At 42.9% G+C, this 19,695-nt stretch carries 15 protein-coding genes; all 15 read left to right on the forward strand.

Annotation, left to right across the window (positions count from 1 at the left end; translation table 11 throughout):
- Positions 1-98 precede the first annotated feature (98 nt).
- The 15 genes from PG086_RS07035 to PG086_RS07105 all read left to right on the forward strand — a co-directional run bounded on the left by PG086_RS07035 (position 99) and on the right by PG086_RS07105 (position 19,693).
- Entirely contained in the window at positions 99-950 is an 852-nt protein-coding gene (locus tag PG086_RS07035) for a TPM domain-containing protein (RefSeq protein ID WP_247945058.1), read from the forward strand.
- Positions 951-1,110: 160 nt separating this feature from the next.
- Entirely contained in the window at positions 1,111-1,707 is a 597-nt protein-coding gene (locus PG086_RS07040; RefSeq protein WP_000812473.1) for a LemA family protein, read from the forward strand.
- 132 nt (positions 1,708-1,839) lie between these two features.
- Positions 1,840-2,130, forward strand: a complete 291-nt coding sequence (locus tag PG086_RS07045) for a hypothetical protein (protein ID WP_000415953.1) — start codon at positions 1,840-1,842, stop codon at positions 2,128-2,130.
- Between the two features lie 142 nt (positions 2,131-2,272).
- Complete coding sequence (secA, locus tag PG086_RS07050) at positions 2,273-4,786, forward strand: preprotein translocase subunit SecA (protein WP_001284113.1); 2,514 nt, start codon at positions 2,273-2,275, stop codon at positions 4,784-4,786.
- Positions 4,787-4,865: 79 nt separating this feature from the next.
- On the forward strand, positions 4,866-5,897 hold the full coding sequence (locus PG086_RS07055; RefSeq protein WP_000231307.1) for a 3-deoxy-7-phosphoheptulonate synthase: 1,032 nt from the start codon (positions 4,866-4,868) through the stop codon (positions 5,895-5,897).
- Between the two features lies 1 nt (position 5,898).
- Positions 5,899-6,930: a 3-deoxy-7-phosphoheptulonate synthase gene (locus PG086_RS07060; RefSeq protein ID WP_070838271.1), complete on the forward strand. Its 1,032-nt coding sequence runs from the start codon at positions 5,899-5,901 to the stop codon at positions 6,928-6,930.
- Between the two features lie 44 nt (positions 6,931-6,974).
- Positions 6,975-7,337 (forward strand): holo-ACP synthase, encoded by a 363-nt coding sequence (acpS, locus tag PG086_RS07065; RefSeq protein ID WP_000634994.1) that lies wholly within the window; start codon positions 6,975-6,977, stop codon positions 7,335-7,337.
- Positions 7,327-8,430 (forward strand): alanine racemase, encoded by a 1,104-nt coding sequence (alr, locus tag PG086_RS07070; RefSeq protein WP_270748344.1) that lies wholly within the window; start codon positions 7,327-7,329, stop codon positions 8,428-8,430. The genes acpS and alr overlap by 11 nt, the downstream gene beginning before the upstream one ends.
- On the forward strand, positions 8,421-10,463 hold the full coding sequence (gene recG, locus PG086_RS07075) for an ATP-dependent DNA helicase RecG (RefSeq protein WP_270748453.1): 2,043 nt from the start codon (positions 8,421-8,423) through the stop codon (positions 10,461-10,463). The genes alr and recG overlap by 10 nt, the downstream gene beginning before the upstream one ends.
- Positions 10,464-10,878: 415 nt before the next feature.
- Positions 10,879-11,361: an acyl-CoA thioesterase gene (locus PG086_RS07080; protein ID WP_000894828.1), complete on the forward strand. Its 483-nt coding sequence runs from the start codon at positions 10,879-10,881 to the stop codon at positions 11,359-11,361.
- 158 nt (positions 11,362-11,519) lie between these two features.
- Positions 11,520-12,500, forward strand: a complete 981-nt coding sequence (locus PG086_RS07085; protein ID WP_270748345.1) for an acetylxylan esterase — start codon at positions 11,520-11,522, stop codon at positions 12,498-12,500.
- Between the two features lie 339 nt (positions 12,501-12,839).
- Complete coding sequence (locus PG086_RS07090) at positions 12,840-16,232, forward strand: SIALI-17 repeat-containing surface protein (RefSeq protein ID WP_270748346.1); 3,393 nt, start codon at positions 12,840-12,842, stop codon at positions 16,230-16,232.
- A 233-nt stretch (positions 16,233-16,465) separates the two neighbouring features.
- A complete protein-coding gene (locus PG086_RS07095) occupies positions 16,466-17,164 on the forward strand; it encodes an N-acetylmannosamine-6-phosphate 2-epimerase (RefSeq protein WP_057489326.1) in 699 nt (232 codons plus the stop codon).
- Between the two features lie 114 nt (positions 17,165-17,278).
- Positions 17,279-18,607, forward strand: a complete 1,329-nt coding sequence (locus tag PG086_RS07100; protein WP_270748351.1) for an ABC transporter substrate-binding protein — start codon at positions 17,279-17,281, stop codon at positions 18,605-18,607.
- 219 nt (positions 18,608-18,826) lie between these two features.
- Positions 18,827-19,693: a carbohydrate ABC transporter permease gene (locus tag PG086_RS07105; protein WP_161801140.1), complete on the forward strand. Its 867-nt coding sequence runs from the start codon at positions 18,827-18,829 to the stop codon at positions 19,691-19,693.
- Positions 19,694-19,695: the final 2 nt, after the last annotated feature.

The following is a 19,695-nucleotide window of genomic DNA, read 5'->3' on the forward strand; positions in this document are numbered from 1 at the left end:
AGATTTTGTAATCTATTTGTAATGAAAATGTACTTTCTTTGTAAAAATCAAAATGCTATAATTCCTTAAATCAATTTTCCTTTATCAGGGAGGTTATTATGAAAAGAAGCAGATTATTTAAAAATAGTTTGTTGGTTCGCTTGCTTGGGTTGCTGATGGTCTTTCTCTTCTTGTCAGCATTCACAGCACCTGAAAAACCTGAGTACGGGATCTATGACCCGGATCATTATTTAACGGATGAGACTATAAGTCAGATTCGGGAATTGAATAATGTCAATAGTAAAAAATCAGAAAAATTCCAGATGGGTGTTTACGTTGTGAAAAGCCTAGATGGAGAAACAATCGAGACTGTAGCCAATGAAACAGCTAGAGCTTGGAAGATTGGCTACTCGGGAGATAACAATGGTGCCTTGGTCGTCATAGCAGTCCAAGATAGAAAATCACGGATTGAAACCAGTAATAATGTGGCCAGTAAAATCACTGACTATCAGACTCACAGGTTCTTGACAACAGCACGCCCTTACTTTAAAAATGGTGACTATAACAAGGGTGTTCTCTCAATAGTCAATAATCTCAACTACATGTTCTATAGTGGATCGAGTACGACTGCTTCAAGTTCTAAAAGTAGCTACGGCTATACTACCAACTCTAGTCGCTTAAGGGAACTTGAAAGGTATGCTGGTGAGAGCAGTTCTTCGAGACGGCATCGAAAAAGCAGTTCGAGTGACGGAGTTATCGGATTTGGAATTCTCATTTACTTCATCGTGATGATTATCGGATTTATATCTGGAGGTCGTGGTGGCGGTTCACATGGCGATGATTCTGGTGGTGGCTGGTGGGGCGGTGACTCATCAGATTCAGGATCCTCTTGGTCTGACTCGGGCTCTGATTCATCTGGAGGCTGGGACGGCGGTGGCTTCGATGGTGGCGGGTCGTCTGATGACTGGTGAGTGATCATATATTGCTCACACCGATTTCTCCATGCAGTAAGGTGACTCCTTTGCAAGAGTTCACTCCTTAATTAAAAATAAAAACAAAGTTTGGGAAATTGATTTAAAATCTGAGTATTTTCTCAGAAAAGTTGATAAAAGAAAGTGTTAAGGTTTTGATATGAAACAAAATAAAGTAATTCTCTCAATAGTGGCGATTTTCTTTGGACTACTAGTTCTGGGAAGTTGTTCCGCAGTGACGACCTATAATGGTCTGGTTGGTGAACAGACTAAAGTGGAGCAGGCTCAGGCTGATGTCTCGACAGCCCTCCAACGTCGTTCGGACTTGATTGGTAACTTGGTGGAGTCCGTTAAAGGACAAATGAATCATGAAACCGAAGTCTTTACCAAGATTGCGGATGCTAGAGCTAAAATCGGTAGTAGCTCAGTAACTTCGGAAGAAAATCAAAAGGCTCAGGGAGAGTTGAGCTCTGCTCTTTCCCGCTTGATTTCCTTGACGGAGAATTATCCAGAACTCAAGAGCAATCAAAATGTTGAGCAACTAATGGTCGAACTTTCAGGCAGTGAAAATCGTATCTTTGTAGCACGCAAGGATTATAATAAAGTCGCAGCCGAGTACAATCAAAAGTTGAGAAGTTTTCCAACCGTGCTTTTTGCGAATATGATGAACTTTAAAGAAGCTGAAACTTTTAAAGAAACAGAAGAAGCCAAGACAGTTCCTAAGGTCGATTTTGGAACCTCTTCATCAAGTCAATAAAGTGAATCAGCCTATGAATAAAGGGATTTCTCTAGCATGACTAGTGATTTCAAACCCGAACCTGGAAAGCTTTTTCCAGGTTTTTTTGGTATAATAAAAGGGAAGAGACAGTGACTGAAATGGAGGTTTGCTATGGAGAAAACAAAAGCCTTTCTTGAAGCGCACTACAAGAGATATATCCTTACGATTTGCTTTCTCTGGTTCCTCATGTTTTTTCTTCCTTGGGATTGGCAAATAGGAGGAGTTTCAGTGTATTATTTCGTTATGAAAAAACTCTTTGTGGTTTTTGGTGTTTTATCCATCCTATACTCCGTATTGATTAAAAAAATCAGTCTTCTCGTCTTTGGCATCATCTTTTGCTTGGCCTTCTGGATTAATCTCTTTTGGTATTTTGGGATATTACCTGCATTCTTGGGAAATTAAACATTAAAAAATGATGGACTAGACTGGCTTCTAGTCCTTTTTTCCCCTTGTGAAACAAGGATTCTTTCTTGAAAAATAATGGTAAATATGCTAAAATTAAAAGAACATTCTAAAATATTCAGAATCTAAAGTAAGGAAAATCATGGCTAATATTTTAAAAACAATTATCGAAAATGATAAAGGGGAACTTCGTCGTCTAGAAAAGATGGCTGATAAGGTTCTTAACTATGAGAGCCAAATGGCCGCAATGTCGGACGAAGAACTAAAAGCAAAAACTGACGAATTTAAAGAACGCTACAATAAGGGAGAATCACTTGATTCACTGTTATATGAGGCTTTTGCGGTAGTCCGTGAAGCAGCAAAACGTGTCCTTGGACTTTTCCCTTATAAAGTTCAGGTCATGGGTGGGATTGTTCTTCACCATGGTGACGTTCCAGAGATGCGTACTGGTGAAGGGAAAACCTTGACGGCGACCATGCCAGTGTACCTCAATGCCCTTGCAGGTAAAGGGGTTCACGTAGTTACTGTCAACGAATACCTGACAGAACGTGACGCGACTGAGATGGGTGAATTGTACTCATGGCTTGGTCTGTCAGTAGGGATCAACTTGGCAGCCAAATCTCCAATGGAGAAAAAAGAAGCGTACCTCTGTGATATTACCTACTCAACCAACTCAGAGATTGGTTTTGACTACCTTCGTGATAATATGGTCGTTCGTGCAGAAAACATGGTACAACGTCCGCTTAACTATGCCTTGGTCGATGAGGTTGACTCAATTTTGATCGACGAAGCTCGTACACCATTGATCGTTTCAGGTGCCAACGCAGTTGAAACAAGCCAACTCTACCATATGGCAGACCACTTCGTGAAATCCTTGGACAAAGACGACTATATCATTGACGTTCAGTCTAAGACGATCGGTTTGTCAGATTCTGGTATTGACAAGGCTGAAAGCTACTTCAAACTAGAAAATCTCTACGACATTGAAAATGTAGCTCTTACTCACTTTATCGACAATGCCCTCCGTGCCAACTATATCATGATTCTCGATATCGACTATGTGGTTAGTGAAGAGCAGGAAATCTTGATCGTTGACCAATTTACAGGTCGTACCATGGAAGGTCGTCGTTACTCTGATGGTTTGCACCAAGCGATTGAAGCAAAAGAAGGTGTGCCAATCCAAGATGAGACTAAGACTTCAGCTTCTATTACCTACCAAAACCTCTTCCGTATGTATAAGAAATTGGCAGGTATGACAGGTACTGGTAAAACAGAAGAAGAAGAATTCCGCGAAATTTACAACATTCGTGTTATCCCAATCCCAACTAACCGTCCAATTCAACGTATCGACCACTCAGACCTTCTCTATGCAAGTCTTGATGCGAAATTTAAGGCTGTAGTTGAAGATGTAAAAGCTCGTCACCAAAAAGGTCAGCCGGTCTTGGTAGGTACAGTTGCCGTTGAAACGAGTGATTTCCTTTCTAAGAAATTGGTAGCAGCAGGTGTTCCTCACGAAGTCTTGAATGCGAAGAACCACTACAGAGAAGCGCAAATTATCATGAACGCTGGTCAACGTGGCGCAGTTACCATCGCAACCAACATGGCCGGTCGTGGTACCGACATCAAGCTTGGTGAAGGGGTTCGTGAACTTGGAGGTCTTTGCGTAATTGGTACAGAGCGCCACGAAAGTCGCCGTATTGATAATCAGCTTCGTGGACGTTCAGGACGTCAAGGAGACCCAGGTGAGTCACAATTCTACTTGTCTCTTGAAGATGATTTGATGAAACGTTTTGGTTCAGAACGTTTGAAAGGTGTCTTTGAACGTCTCAACATGTCTGACGAAGCCATCGAATCTCGCATGTTAACGCGTCAAGTTGAAGCAGCTCAAAAACGTGTCGAAGGAAACAACTACGATACTCGTAAACAAGTCCTTCAATACGATGATGTTATGCGTGAACAACGTGAGATTATCTATGCACAACGTTATGATGTCATTACTGCAGATCGTGACTTGGCACCAGAAATCCATGCTATGATTCGTCGTACCATTGGACGTATCGTGGATGCACATGCTCGTTCTAAGGAAGATGAAAAATTGGAAGCAATCCTGAACTTCGCTAAGTATAACTTGCTTCCAGAAGATTCAATTAGCCGTTCAGACCTTGCAGGTCTGTCAGACCAAGCTATCAAAGATGAACTTTTCCAACGTGCCTTGAAAGTCTATGACAGCCAAGTTGCTAAGCTTCGTGACGAAGATGCAGTGAAAGAATTCCAAAAAGTCTTGATTCTACGTGTTGTAGACAACAAGTGGACAGACCATATCGATGCTCTTGACCAGTTGCGAAATGCTGTTGGTCTTCGTGGATATGCTCAAAACAACCCTGTTGTAGAATATCAAGCAGAAGGTTTCCGCATGTTTAACGACATGATTGGATCGATTGAATTCGATGTGACCCGCTTGATGATGAAAGCACAAATCCATGAGCAAGAACGTCCGCAAACTGAACACAATATCAGTACAACTGCGACTCGTAATATCGCAGCGCAGCAGGCAAGCCTTCCAGAAGATTTGGACTTGAGCCAAATCGGACGAAACGACCAATGCCCATGTGGATCAGGTAAGAAATTCAAGAACTGTCATGGTAAGAGACAATAATATGAGATAAGATACAGGCGGATACCTGGTAAAAATCATTTTTTGCTTGGTGTCCGTTTGCTTTATAAGGAGATGAATCATGGTATTTAAAGCTAAAAGTCCTAAAATTAACATTGAAGAAGTTCGCGCCTTGTCTAAATTAGAGGGAGCGGCTCTTGCGAGAAAAAATCAACGTGATCAGGAATTGGAAGCCATCATCCGTGGGGAAGACCAGCGTATTCTCTTGGTGATTGGACCATGTTCATCTGATAACGAAGAGGCGGTTCTTGAGTATGCCAAGCGTCTATCTGCTTTGCAAGAAGAGGTCAAAGACCGTATTTTTATGGTCATGCGTGTCTATACGGCTAAACCTCGCACCAATGGAGATGGCTATAAGGGCTTGATTCATCAACCAAATGCGACAGAAGCTCCTAGCTTGATCAATGGGATCAAGGCTGTTCGTCAGCTCCACTACCGCGTGATTACCGAGACGGGAATGACAACAGCGGATGAGATGCTTTATCCTGAAAATCTTCCGCTGGTGGATGATTTGATTTCTTATATGGCTGTTGGAGCTCGTTCTGTAGAGGATCAACAGCACCGTTTTGTAGCGAGTGGAGCAGACTTTTCAACAGGATTTAAAAATCCCACATCTGGAAATCTCAATGTCATGTTTAACGGGATTTATGCAGCACAAAATAAACAGAGTTTCCTCTTCCTCGGTAAAGAGGTGGAAACAACGGGGAATCCATTGTCCCACGCCATTCTTCGCGGTGCCTTGAATGAATACGGGAAAAATATTCCTAACTACTACTATGACAATTTGATGGATACCATTGATCAGTATGAAAAGATGGGCTTGGAAAATCCCTTTATCATCATAGATACCAATCATGACAATTCAGGCAAGCAATACATGGATCAAATCCGTATCGTTCGTCAGACCTTGATTAACCGTGACTGGAATGAGAAAATCAAAAAATACGTTCGTGGTTTTATGATTGAGTCCTATCTAGAAGATGGACGTCAAAATGAGCCAGAAGTTTTTGGTAAGTCCATTACAGATCCGTGTCTCGGATGGGACAACACAGAAGCACTTGTTCGCGAAATTTACCAAACGCTAGGAGAGTAAGATGGCATTTATCGAAAAAGGTCAAGAAATTGATATTGAAGCAATCAAGGCTGAGACCCAGTTGTCACCTGAAGCCTTGCGAAAAAAAGAAGCCCGCGATAGAGAGTTGGCAGCCATCATCTCCGGTGAGGATGACCGAATCCTTTTGGTGATGGGACCTTGCTCTTCTGACAATGAAGAAGCAGTGCTTGAATATGCTCGTCGCTTAGCAGACTTGCAGAAAAAAGTTGCGGATAAAATCTTTATCGTGATGCGTGTCTATACGGCTAAACCTCGTACCAATGGAGATGGCTATAAGGGAATGATTCATCAACCAAATACCAGCGAAGCGCCTAGTCTCATCAATGGTTTGCAGGCTGTTCGTCAGCTACACTACCGAGTGATTACCGAAACTGGATTGACAACAGCTGATGAGATGCTTTATCCGTCAAATCTCGTTTTGGTTGATGATCTGGTCAGCTACCATGCTGTAGGGGCTCGTTCAGTGGAAGACCAAGAACACCGCTTTGTAGCCTCTGGGATTGATGCTCCGGTTGGGATGAAAAATCCAACATCTGGAAATCTTGGGGTCATGTTTAATGCCATCTATGCGGCTCAAAACAAGCAAACCTTCCTTTACCATGGTCAAGAAGTGGAAACTTCAGGAAATCCCTTGGCCCACGTTATCCTTCGTGGTGCCATGAACGAATATGGTAAAAATGAACCCAATTTCTACTATGAAACACTCTTAAATGCCATCAATCGCTATGAGACTATGGGACTTGAAAATCCCTTCATTATCATCGATACCAATCATGACAATTCTGGCAAGCAGTATATGGAACAAATTCGCATTGTTCGTCAAGCCTTGCTGAATCGTGACTGGAATGAGAAAATCAAAAAGACGGTTCGAGGCTTTATGATCGAATCTTACCTAGCAGATGGTCGTCAAAACCAACCAGAGGTCTTTGGTTGCTCCATAACTGACCCTTGTCTAGGTTGGGAAAATACAGTAGCCTTGGTAGAAGAAATTTATACTACCTTAACAAAATAAGTGAAAAGGATGGAGTTGGGGGAATCTCAGCTCCTTTTATGAGTATGATAGTTGGACACGGAATTGACATCGAAGAATTGGCTTCGATAGAAAACGCAGTTACACGACGTGAGGGCTTTGCCAAGCGCGTGCTGACCCCTAAAGAAATGGAGCGTTTTGCCAGTCTCAAAGGGCGCAGACAGATTGAATACTTGGCAGGCCGCTGGTCGGCTAAGGAGGCCTTTTCCAAGGCTATGGGAACAGGAATTGGCAAACTGACCTTTCAGGATTTGGAAGTTTTGAACAATGAACGCGGGGCTCCCTATTTTAGTCAGGCACCATTTTTAGGGAAAATTTGGCTATCTATCAGCCATACAGATCAGTTTGTGACAGCCAGTGTTATTTTGGAGGAAAATCATGAAAGCTAGTCCACATAGACCAACCAAGGCTCTGATTCATCTGGGAGCTATTCGACAAAATATTCAGCGAATGGGAGCTCATATCCCTGAAGGAACGCTCAAATGGGCAGTGGTCAAGGCCAATGCCTATGGTCATGGGGCTGTTGCCGTTGCGATGGCGATTCAGGACGATGTCGATGGCTTTTGCGTTTCCAATATTGATGAAGCCATCGAGTTGCGTCAAGCAGGTATAAACAAGAAAATCCTCATCTTAGGAGTTTCTGAAATCGAAGCTGTTTCCCTAGCTAAAAAATATGACATCACCTTGACTGTGGCAGGATTGGAGTGGATTCAAGCGCTGTTAGATAAGGAAGCAGATTTAACTGGCTTGACTGTCCACCTCAAGATTGACTCAGGAATGGGACGGATTGGTTTTAGAGAGGCCAGTGAAGCTGATTTGGTTCAAGACTTGCTCAAGCAACATGGTGCTCGCGTTGAAGGAATTTTTACCCACTTTGCGACTGCAGATGAGGAATCAGATACCTACTTTAATCAGCAGTTAGAATGCTTTAAAGCTATTTTGGCCAGTATGAAAGGTCTTCCAGAACTGGTTCATGCCAGCAACTCGGCAACGACTCTTTGGCATGTAGAGACTATTTTTAACGCTGTTCGTATGGGAGATGCCATGTATGGTCTTAATCCAAGTGGAGAGGTCTTGGACTTACCCTATGACTTGAAACCAGCCTTGACCTTGGAATCTGCCCTAGTTCATGTCAAGACAGTTCCAGCTGGAGCTTGCATGGGCTACGGAGCGACCTATCAGGCGGATAGCGAGCAAGTCATCGCGACTGTTCCAATCGGCTATGCGGACGGGTGGACACGAGACATGCAAAATTTCTCCGTCTTGGTAGATGGACAAGCTTGCCCAATCGTCGGACGAGTATCTATGGACCAAATTACCATTCGTCTGCCTAAGCCTTATCCGTTAGGAACAAAAGTAACCTTGATCGGCACCAACGGCGACAAGGAAATCACAGCAACTCAGGTAGCGACCTATCGTGGAACCATTAACTATGAGGTGGTTTGTCTCCTCAGCGACCGCATTCCGAGAGAATATTATTAAAAAGAAAGGAGTGGAGCATGAATCTACATCAACCCTTGCATGTCTTACCTGGTGTGGGACCGAAGTCAGCAGAGAAATACGCCAAACTAGGAATTGAAAACTTGCAAGACCTCTTGCTCTACTTTCCTTTCCGTTATGAAGACTTTAAGACCAAGCAGGTGCTAGATCTGGAAGATGGGGAAAAGGCGGTTCTGTCTGGTCAAGTCGTGACCCCTGCCAGTGTCCAGTATTATGGTTTCAAGCGCAATCGCCTACGTTTTAGCCTCAAGCAGGGAGAAGTCGTTTTTGCGGTGAATTTTTTTAACCAACCCTATCTGGCTGATAAGATAGAGTTGGGTGCAACCCTTGCTGTCTTTGGGAAATGGGACCGTGCTAAGGCCAGTCTGACTGGGATGAAGGTTCTGGCTCAGGTGGAAGATGACCTCCAACCTGTTTATCGACTGGCTCAGGGAATCAGTCAGGCCAGTCTGGTCAAGGTCATCAAGACGGCTTTTGATCAGGGATTGGACCTTTTGATTGAGGAAAATCTGCCTCAGTCTTTACTTGATAAATACAAACTCATGTCCCGTTGTCAGGCTGTCCGTGCCATGCATTTTCCTAAGGATTTGGCAGAATACAAGCAGGCCCTTCGCCGTATCAAGTTTGAGGAACTCTTTTATTTTCAGATGCAGTTGCAGACGCTCAAGTCTGAAAATAGAGTTCAGGGAAGCGGTCTGGTTCTGAATTGGTCTCAGGAAAAAGTGACAGCCGTTAAAGAAAGTCTGCCTTTTGCCCTGACTCAAGCTCAGGAAAAGAGTTTGCGGGAAATTTTGGCCGACATGAAGTCGGACCACCACATGAATCGTCTCTTACAAGGGGATGTGGGGAGCGGAAAAACAGTCGTCGCTGGCTTGGCCATGTTTGCGGCGGTGACGGCTGGCTACCAGGCGGCCCTCATGGTACCGACAGAAATCCTAGCAGAGCAACACTTTGAGAGTTTACAGAACCTTTTTCCAGACTTGAAACTGGCTCTCTTGACAGGTTCCTTAAAAGCTGTAGAAAAAAGAGAAGTTTTAGAGACCATTGCCAAGGGTGAGGCTGATTTGATTATCGGAACCCATGCTCTGATACAGGATGGGGTTGATTATGCTCGTCTTGGCTTGATTATCATCGATGAGCAGCACCGTTTTGGTGTGGGGCAAAGGCGTATTTTACGTGAAAAAGGGGACAATCCTGACGTTCTCATGATGACGGCGACGCCCATTCCACGAACCTTGGCTATCACAGCCTTTGGAGATATGGATGTTTCCATTATTGATCAGATGCCAGCAGGGCGGAAGCCTATTGTGACGCGTTGGATTAAGCATGAGCAGTTGCCTCAGGTCTTGACTTGGTTAGAGGGGGAAATCCAAAAAGGTTCGCAAGCCTACGTCATCTCTCCCTTGATTGAGGAATCTGAAGCTCTGGATCTGAAAAATGCCATTGCCTTATCAGAAGAGTTGACGGCTCATTTTACTGGTAAGGCAGAAGTAGCCCTCCTACATGGCAAGATGAAGAGTGACGAAAAAGACCAGATTATGCAGGAGTTCAAAGAGAGAAAAACGGATATTCTGGTTTCGACGACGGTTATCGAGGTTGGGGTTAATGTTCCCAATGCGACCGTCATGATTATCATGGATGCCGATCGCTTCGGCCTCAGCCAACTTCACCAGCTCAGAGGTCGTGTTGGTCGGGGGGACAAGCAGTCCTATGCTGTTCTCGTGGCTAATCCCAAGACGGATTCTGGGAAAGACCGCATGCGTATCATGACAGAAACAACTAATGGATTTGTCCTTGCGGAGGAAGATTTGAAAATGCGTGGTTCTGGTGAGATTTTTGGAACCAGACAGTCAGGACTTCCAGAGTTTCAAGTGGCTGATGTTATCGAAGATTTCCCGATTTTGGAAGAAGCCAGGAAAGTTGCCAGCTACATTAGTTCGATAGAAGGTTGGCGAGAGGATCCGGAGTGGCGCATGATTGCTCTCCATCTAGAAAAGAGAGAACATCTGGATTAATACTCTTCGAAAATCAAATTCAAACCACGTCAACGTCGCCTTGCCGTACTCAAGTACAGCCTGCGGCTAGTTTCCTAGTTTGCTCTTTGATTTTCATTGAGTATAAGTTTTCTCTAAGGAAAACTTAAGCTAGCTTTTAGGTTTGGGTCTTATACTAGAGTCATCAAAAAGAAACGAGGACTCTCACATGACTATTAAAGTAACCTACCAAAAGAAATTTCAGACTTTCAAACTAGAGAAAGGAGCTAGCACCTATTGATACACAAAGAGCGGAAACGCTCTTTTATTTTTATAAAATGGTCGGCTATAAATCAAACTTAGTCAAGTGATAAAAAGATATTAGTCTCCAAGCCTATTTACTCTTTGACTGAAGCTTGATATAATGACTCCATCTGAATAAGGAGGAGTGAAAAGAATGTTAGAAACCAGAACGATTGCTATCCAGGATAGGTATGGAGAACGATTCCAGCATTGTTGGGGATGTGGTCCAAAGAATGATTTAGGTTTACATTTAAAAACCTATCCAAGTGTAGATGGGAGTAGTTGTATTAGTCGTATAAAGCTTGAGAATGCTTATACTGGTGGAGTTCCTTCAAATGTCTTTGGAGGAATGATAGCGACTATTTTTGATTGCCATGGCACGGCCTCAGCAGCTTGGTTTGCCCATCATCAAAAAGGGTTGGAACTGACGGAATCAACTGTGATAGGACGTTTTATTACAGCTCGCTTGGAGATTGATTACCTTAGTCCTAGTCCAATTGAAGATGAAATTGTGGTCACTTCTACTCTGGAGGAATTAGGGGAAAGAAAAGCAATTATTGCTATGGAGATGACAGTGGCTACTAAAGTCCGTGCCAAAGCCAAAATGGTAGCAGTTGCTGTGAAGGATCATATGTAAAACGGAGGATTATAAGTTTAAGATTTTAAAACTACTTTCAAACGATGCGTTTGAGGGAGGAGAATTTAAAATCACTTTCTGTTTACCATTCTTTCTTGCATTGCTTTTCTAGATATGCTACAGTTATGATAACGATTACAAATTAAAAGGAGCATGCTATGAAAAACCCAGCTTTGCTAGAAGAAATCAAGACTTATAAAGGAAGGGATGAGGTCCCAGAAGATTTTGATGCTTTTTGGAATGAGGAAGTCAAAAAAGTTTCAGTCCTTCCTGCCTACCAGTGGGAGGAAAAGGATTTCCATATTCCTCAAGTAAGGTGCTATGAACTGACCTTTGAGGGAACTAATGAAGGCAAGGTCTATGCACGCGTCGTCCTTCCAAAGACTGAGGAGAAGGTTCCGCTAATCTTCCATTTCCATGGATACATGGGGCGTGGTTGGGACTGGGCTGACATGCTGGCCTATACGGTGGCTGGTTACGGTGTTGTTTCCATGGATGTGCGGGGCCAGTCGGGCTATTCGCAAGACGGCTTGCGCTCTCCACTAGGAAATACGGTGAAGGGGCATATCATCCGTGGTGCTGTGGAAGGTCGGGAACATCTCTTTTATAAGGATGTCTATCTGGATATTTACCAGTTGATCGAAATTGTTGCTAGTCTACCTCAGGTAGATGAGGAAAGACTTTCTAGCTATGGCGCCTCACAGGGAGGGGCTTTAGCCCTGGTTGCAGCGGCGCTCAATCCTAGGATTCAGAAAACAGTTGCCATCTATCCTTTCTTGTCTGACTTTAGACGAGTGATTGAGATTGGCAATACCAGTGAAGCCTATGATGAACTCTTCCGTTATTTCAAGTTCCACGATCCTTTCCATGAAACAGAGGAGGAAATCATGGCGACCCTTGCCTACATCGATGTGAAAAATCTTGCCCATCGCATTCAAGGTGAGGTCAAGATGATTACGGGCTTGGATGACGATGTTTGTTATCCCATTACCCAGTTTGCAATTTACAACCGTCTGACCTGTGATAAGATCTATCGCATCATGCCTGAGTATGCCCACGAAGCCATGAATGTTTTTGTCAATGACCAAGTTTATAACTGGCTCTGTGGTAGTGAGATTCCTTTTAAGTACGCAAGATAATGAATGAGAGAGCCCAGGAGCTCTCTTTTTTATGTCCAAAACCTGAAAGTACTTTTAGAAAATTTAAAATATTAAAATATCCTTAAAAGTAAAATCTATTCTGTGGGAACACAGATATAAATATAAGACTTTATTGTATAATAAAGGAAAAGTCACTTGTGAAAGGAGGAAAAATGCTGCTGGGTGATTAAAAACTCGAGCTCAGCAGAAAATGGGAGAGGATTGGGAGCTCTCATTGAGTTGGTTACTTTCTTGTAAAAACTTGTCTCTTGAAGAGACAATAAAAATTTTTAAAGAAAAAAGAAAGCGCTTTATTTTATGAAAAATGAAAGGACAAACATGAATTACAAATCTTTACATCGGAAACAGCGATACGGAATTCGAAAATTTGCAGTTGGGGCGGCATCTGTAGTGATTGGTACAGTAGTATTTGGAGTAAATCCAGTCTTAGCTCAAGAGCAAGCCAATGCAGCAGGGGCAAGTACAGAAACTGTCGAACCTGGTCAAGGTTTATCAGAATTGCCAAAAGAAGCGTCCTCGGGAGATCTTGCTCATTTGGATAAGGATTTGGCTGGTAAATTGGCAGCAGCTCAAGACAACGGCGTTGAGGTGGACCAAGATCATTTGAAAAAAAATGAGAGTGCAGAATCAGAAACCCCATCCTCTACGGAAACCCCTGCAGAAGAAGCAAATAAGGAAGAGGAATCAGAGGATCAGGGTGCTATTCCTCGTGACTATTACTCAAGAGATTTAAAAAATGCCAATCCTGTCCTTGAAAAAGAAGATGTTGAAACCAATGCGGCAAATGGTCAGAGAGTTGATTTATCAAGTGAACTAGACAAACTAAAGCAACTAAAAAATACTACAGTTCACATGGAGTTCAAACCAGATGCATCAGCTCCACGCTTTTACAATCTCTTCTCTGTGTCCAGTGAAACCAAGGAAAATGAGTATTTTACTATGTCGGTCCTTGATAATACAGCTCTTATTGAAGGGCGTGGCGCTAACGGGGAGCAGTTCTATGATAAGTATACAGATGCTCCTTTGAAAGTTCGCCCTGGACAATGGAATTCCGTGACCTTTACTGTCGAACAACCGACAGCAGAGTTACCTCATGGTCGAGTTCGTCTCTATGTGAACGGTGTCTTATCTCGAACAAGTCTCAAGTCTGGTAACTTCATTAAAGATATGCCAGATGTTAATCAAGCTCAACTTGGAGCAACCAAACGGGGCAAGAAAACCGTTTGGGCATCAAACCTACAAGTTCGAAACTTAACCGTTTATGATCGTGCTTTAAGCCCAGATGAAGTTCAAACACGGAGTCAATTATTTGAAAGAGGTGACTTGGAACAGAAACTTCCTGAGGGAGCAAAAGTCACTGAGAAAGAAGACGTCTTTGAAGGTGGTAGTAACAATCAACCAAATAAAGATGGTATCAAGAGTTATCGTATCCCAGCTCTTCTCAAGACAGATAAAGGAACGCTGATTGCAGGTGCAGATGAACGTCGTCTCCATTCGAGTGACTGGGGTGATATCGGCATGGTCATCAGACGCAGTGAAGATAATGGTAAAAATTGGAGTGATCGAGTAACCATTACCAACTTACGTGACAATCCAAGAGCTTCTGACCCATCAATCGGTTCACCAGTGAATATTGATATGACCTTGACTCAAGATCCTGAAACCAAACGCATCTTTGCCATTTATGACATGTTCCCAGAAGGAAAAGGAATCTTTGGAATGTCTTCGCAAAAAGAAGAAGCCTACAAAGAAATCAATGGGAAAACCTATCAAATCCTCTATCGAGAAGGAGAAAAGGAAGCTTATACTATTCGAGAAAATGGTACAGTTTACACTCCAGATGGTAAGGCAACAGACTACCGCGTTGTTGTAGACCCTGTTAAACCAGCCTATAGCGATAAGGGTGATCTATACAAGGGTGACCAGCTACTGGGCAATATCTACTTCACAACAAACAAAACTTCTCCATTTAGAATTGCCAAGGATAGCTACCTATGGATGTCCTACAGTGATGACGACGGGAAGACCTGGTCAGCGCCTCAAGATATTACTCCGATGGTCAAAGCCGATTGGATGAAATTTTTAGGTGTTGGGCCTGGAGTGGGGATTACCCTTCGTACTGGACCGCATAAAGGTCGAATCGTCGTTCCTGTCTATACGACCAACCGAGCTAACCACCTCAATGGTTCTCAATCATCTCGAATCATCTACTCAGACGACCATGGTAAGACTTGGCATATGGGTGGTGGTGTCAATGACAATCGTACACTTTATGATGGTACAGTGGTTGATTCAAGCACCATGAGCAATTATTATGCTCAAAATACGGAAGCTTCTGTTGTTCAGTTAAACAATGGAGACCTCAAACTCTTTATGCGTGGATTGACAGGAGATCTACAGGTTGCAACCAGTCATGATGGTGGTCTAACTTGGGACAATAACGTTGAACGCTACGATGTACCAGATGTTTATGTTCAGATGGCTGCGACTCACACGGTTCAAAATGGCAAAGAGTATATTCTCTTGGCAAATGCAAATGGTCCAGGTCGTAAAAATGGTTATATTCGAGTGGCTCGTGTAGAAGAAGATGGTCAACTAACTTGGTTGCACCACCATTTGATTCAGGAGGGAGAATATGCTTATAACTCACTTCAACAAATCGGGCCAGATGAATTTGGACTTTTATATGAACACCATGCTCCTGGAGGAGTTCCGTACACACTTTCCTTTAAGAAATTTAACTGGGATTTCTTGACTAAGGAAAGAATTTCTCCTAAAGAAGCAAAAGTAAAATATGCTATCCAAAAATGGCCAGGTATCATTGCCATGGAGTTCGATTCGGAAGTATTGGTAAACAAGGCTCCGACCCTTCAATTGGCAAATGGCAAGACAGCAACCTTTATGACCCAGTACGATACAAAAACTCTCTTATTCACAATAGATCCAGAGGATATGGGACAAAGGATTACAGGTCTAGCTGAGGGTGCAATTGAAAGCATGCACAATTTACCAGTTTCTTTAGCTGGCTCTAAACTAAGCGATGGTATTAATGGCAGTGAAGCTGCTATCCATGAAGTTCCAGAGTTTACAGGTGGTGTTAATGCAGAAGAAGCGGCTGTGGCAGAGGTACCAGAGTACACGGGACCATTGGCAACAGCAGGTGAAGAACCAGCTCCAACAGTAGAAAAACCGGAATTCACAGGTGGTGTAAATGCAGAAGAAGCGGCCGTGGCAGAGGTACCAGAGTACACGGGACCATTGGCAACGGTAGGTGAAGAACCGGCTCCAACGGTAGAAAAACCAGAATTCACAGGTGGTGTCAATGCAGTTCAGGCAGCAGTCCATGAGATTCCAGAGTTCAAGGGTGGTGTCAATGCAGTTCAAGCAGCCTCAAACGAGGTTCCAGAATATAGCGGAGGTGCTAACTTTGTCTTGGCAGCTTCAAATGACCTGCCAGAGTATAAGGGTGGAGTCAATGGCGCTGAGGCAGCAGTCCATGAAGTGCCAGAGTACAAGGGAGACACCAATCTAGTATTAGCAGCTGCAGACAACAAACTGTCTCTAGGCCAAGATGTGACCTATCAAGCGCCAGCAGCTAAACAAGATGAACTTCCAAATACGGGAAGCAAGGAAACAAGTTCATTGCTTTCCCTTGGACTTGCAGGCGTCCTCTTATCACTTTTTGCATTTGGAAAGAAGAGAAAAGAATAATAAGCAAGAGCTATTTGAGTAGGTCTCGGAAGAGATAGCAGGTTTTCAAGCCTGCTATCTTTTTTGATGACATTCAGGTTGATTCGAAATCATAAGAGGCCTGAAACTACTTTCAGGAACGGCTGTTCTATAAAATACTTTTGAAACTGAAATCTATTCTACTACAAGCTATTGAAAGCGCTTAACAAATAATATATAATAAGCCCATAAGAACAAGAAAGGGAGGAAAGAGGATGCCACAGATCAGCAAAGAAGCCTTGATTGAACAAATCAAAGATGGAATCATTGTCTCTTGCCAGGCACTTCCTCACGAACCGCTTTATACAGAAGCGGGAGGAGTCATTCCCTTGCTAGTCAAAGCGGCTGAGCAAGGTGGAGCAGTCGGTATCCGAGCAAACAGTGTTCGCGATATCAAGGAGATCAAGGAGGTTACGAAACTCCCAATTATCGGGATTATCAAACGTGACTATCCGCCACAGGAGCCTTTCATTACAGCTACGATGAGAGAAGTGGATGAACTGGCTGAACTAGATATTGAGGTCATTGCTCTGGATTGTACCAAACGTGAACGTTACGACGGTTTGAAAATCCAAGACTTTATCCGACAAGTCAAAGAAAAATATCCGCATCAACTCTTAATGGCTGATACCAGTACCTTTGAAGAAGGAATAGCAGCAGTTGAGGCAGGTGTTGATTTTGTTGGAACAACCCTATCAGGTTATACCTCTTATAGTCCTAAGGTAGATGGTCCAGACTTTGAACTGATCAAAAAACTCTGCGATGCCGGCGTGGATGTCATCGCTGAAGGGAAGATTCACACACCAGAACAAGCTAAGCAAATCCTTGAATATGGGGTGCGAGGTATCGTTGTTGGTGGAGCGATTACTAGACCAAAAGAGATTACGGAACGCTTTGTTGCCGGTCTTAAATAACACAATCTCAAAAAAGAGGAGAGTGGTCGATGCGTCGGATGAAATGAAAACGTATACAAATATAAACTTGCTCATTATCCAATATGGATACGCTTATCAATTAGGAGAATACAAATGAAATTTAGAAAACTAGCTTGTACAGTACTTGCGGGTGCTGCGATTCTTGGCCTTGCGGCTTGTGGTAACTCTGGTGGAAGTAAAGATGCTGGAAATTCTGGTAGCGATAGCGGAAAAACAGAAATCACTTGGTGGGCATTCCCAGTCTTCACACAAGAAAAAACGGGTGACGGTGTTGGAACTTATGAAAAATCAATCATCGAAGCTTTCGAAAAAGCAAATCCAGATGTAAAAGTGAAATTGGAAACCATCGACTTCAAGTCAGGTCCTGAAAAAATCACAACAGCCATCGAAGCAGGAACAGCGCCAGACGTACTCTTTGACGCACCAGGACGTATCATCCAATACGGTAAAAATGGTAAATTGGCTGAGTTGAACGACCTCTTCACAGACGAATTCGTCAAAGATGTTAACAACGAAAACATCGTACAAGCAAGTAAGGCTGGCGACAAAGCTTACATGTATCCAATCAGTTCTGCTCCATTCTACATGGCTATGAACAAGAAAATGTTGGAAGATGCTGGAGTTGCAAACCTTGTAAAAGAAGGTTGGACAACTGATGACTTTGAAAAAGTTTTGAAAGCGCTTAAAGATAAAGGCTATACACCAGGTTCATTGTTCAGTTCTGGTCAAGGGGGAGACCAAGGAACACGTGCCTTCGTTGCAAACCTTTATGGCGGTTCTGTAACAGACAAAGACGTAACCAAATATACAACAGACGATCCTAAATTCGTCAAAGGTCTTGAAAAAGCTGCTAGCTGGATTAAAGACGGTTTGTTGAACAACGGTTCACAATTTGATGGTGGAGCAGATATCCAAAACTTTGCCAACGGTCAAACTTCATACACAATCCTTTGGGCACCAGCTCAAAACGGTATCCAAGCGAAACTCTTGGAAGCAAGTAAGGTAGATGTGGTAGAAGTACCATTCCCATCAGACTCTGGTAAGCCAGCTCTTGAATACCTTGTAAATGGATTTGCAGTATTTAACAACAAAGACGACAAGAAAATCGCAGCTGCTAAGAAATTCGTTCAATTCATCGCAGATGACAAAGAATGGGGGCCTAAAGACGTTGTTCGTACAGGTGCCTTCCCAGTTCGTACATCATTTGGCAAACTTTATGATGACAAACGTATGGAAACAATCAGCAGCTGGACTAAATACTACTCACCATACTACAACACTATCGATGGATTTGCTGAAATGAGAACACTTTGGTTCCCAATGTTGCAATCTGTATCAAATGGTGATGAAAAACCAGCGGATGCTTTGAAAGCCTTCACTGAAAAAGCTAATGAAACCATCAAAAAAGCTACAAAACAATAAGCACTAAGTCAGATTGATTCCCCCCTTTTCCCTGAGCACCACGGTGTAAGAAAAGGGGGACTTTTGTTTGAAATGTAAGGAACTGTCACGAAATTAAAATGAAGTTCTTACATAAGCGAATCTTAAAAAATTTCATTTTGGTTTTAAAACAGTTCAAGAAAATCAAAAACTATTCTATTTGAAAGAGAGGTGCCGACTGTGAAAGTCAATAAAATTCGTATGCGGGAAACAGTGATTTCCTACGCTTTCCTAGCACCAGTGTTATTCTTCTTTGTCATCTTTGTCTTGGCTCCTATGATTATGGGATTCATTACAAGTTTCTTTAACTACTCCATGACTAAATTTGAGTTTGTGGGCTTGGACAACTACATTCGCATGTTTAAAGACCCTGTCTTTGTGAAGTCTTTGATCAATACCGTTATCCTGGTTATTGGATCTGTTCCGATTGTGGTTCTCTTCTCTCTCTTTGTAGCATCTCAAACCTATCATCAAAATGCCATTGCCCGTTCTTTTTATCGTTTCGTCTTCTTCCTTCCTGTAGTTACAGGTAGTGTTGCCGTAACGGTTGTATGGAAATGGATCTATGATCCACTATCAGGGATTTTAAACTTTGTCCTTAAGTCAAGCCACATCATCAGCCAAAACATTTCTTGGCTGGGTGACAAAAACTGGGCTTTGCTAGCGATTATGATTATCCTTTTGACAACATCTGTTGGTCAACCGATTATCCTTTATATCGCTGCTATGGGGAATATTGATAACTCACTTGTTGAAGCAGCGCGTGTTGACGGTGCGACTGAATTTCAAGTTTTCTGGAAGATCAAATGGCCTAGCCTTCTTCCAACAACTCTTTACATCGCGATCATCACAACCATCAACTCATTCCAATGTTTCGCTTTGATTCAGCTCTTGACTTCTGGTGGTCCAAACTATTCAACAAGTACCTTGATGTACTACCTTTACGAAAAAGCCTTCCAATTGACAGAATACGGCTATGCCAATACCATCGGTGTCTTCTTGGCAGTGATGATTGCCATTGTCAGCTTTGCTCAATTCAAGATCCTCGGAAACGACGTAGAATACTAAAG

This window comes from Streptococcus halitosis, from assembly GCF_027691175.1.
GTDB classification, from domain to species: domain Bacteria; phylum Bacillota; class Bacilli; order Lactobacillales; family Streptococcaceae; genus Streptococcus; species Streptococcus halitosis_A.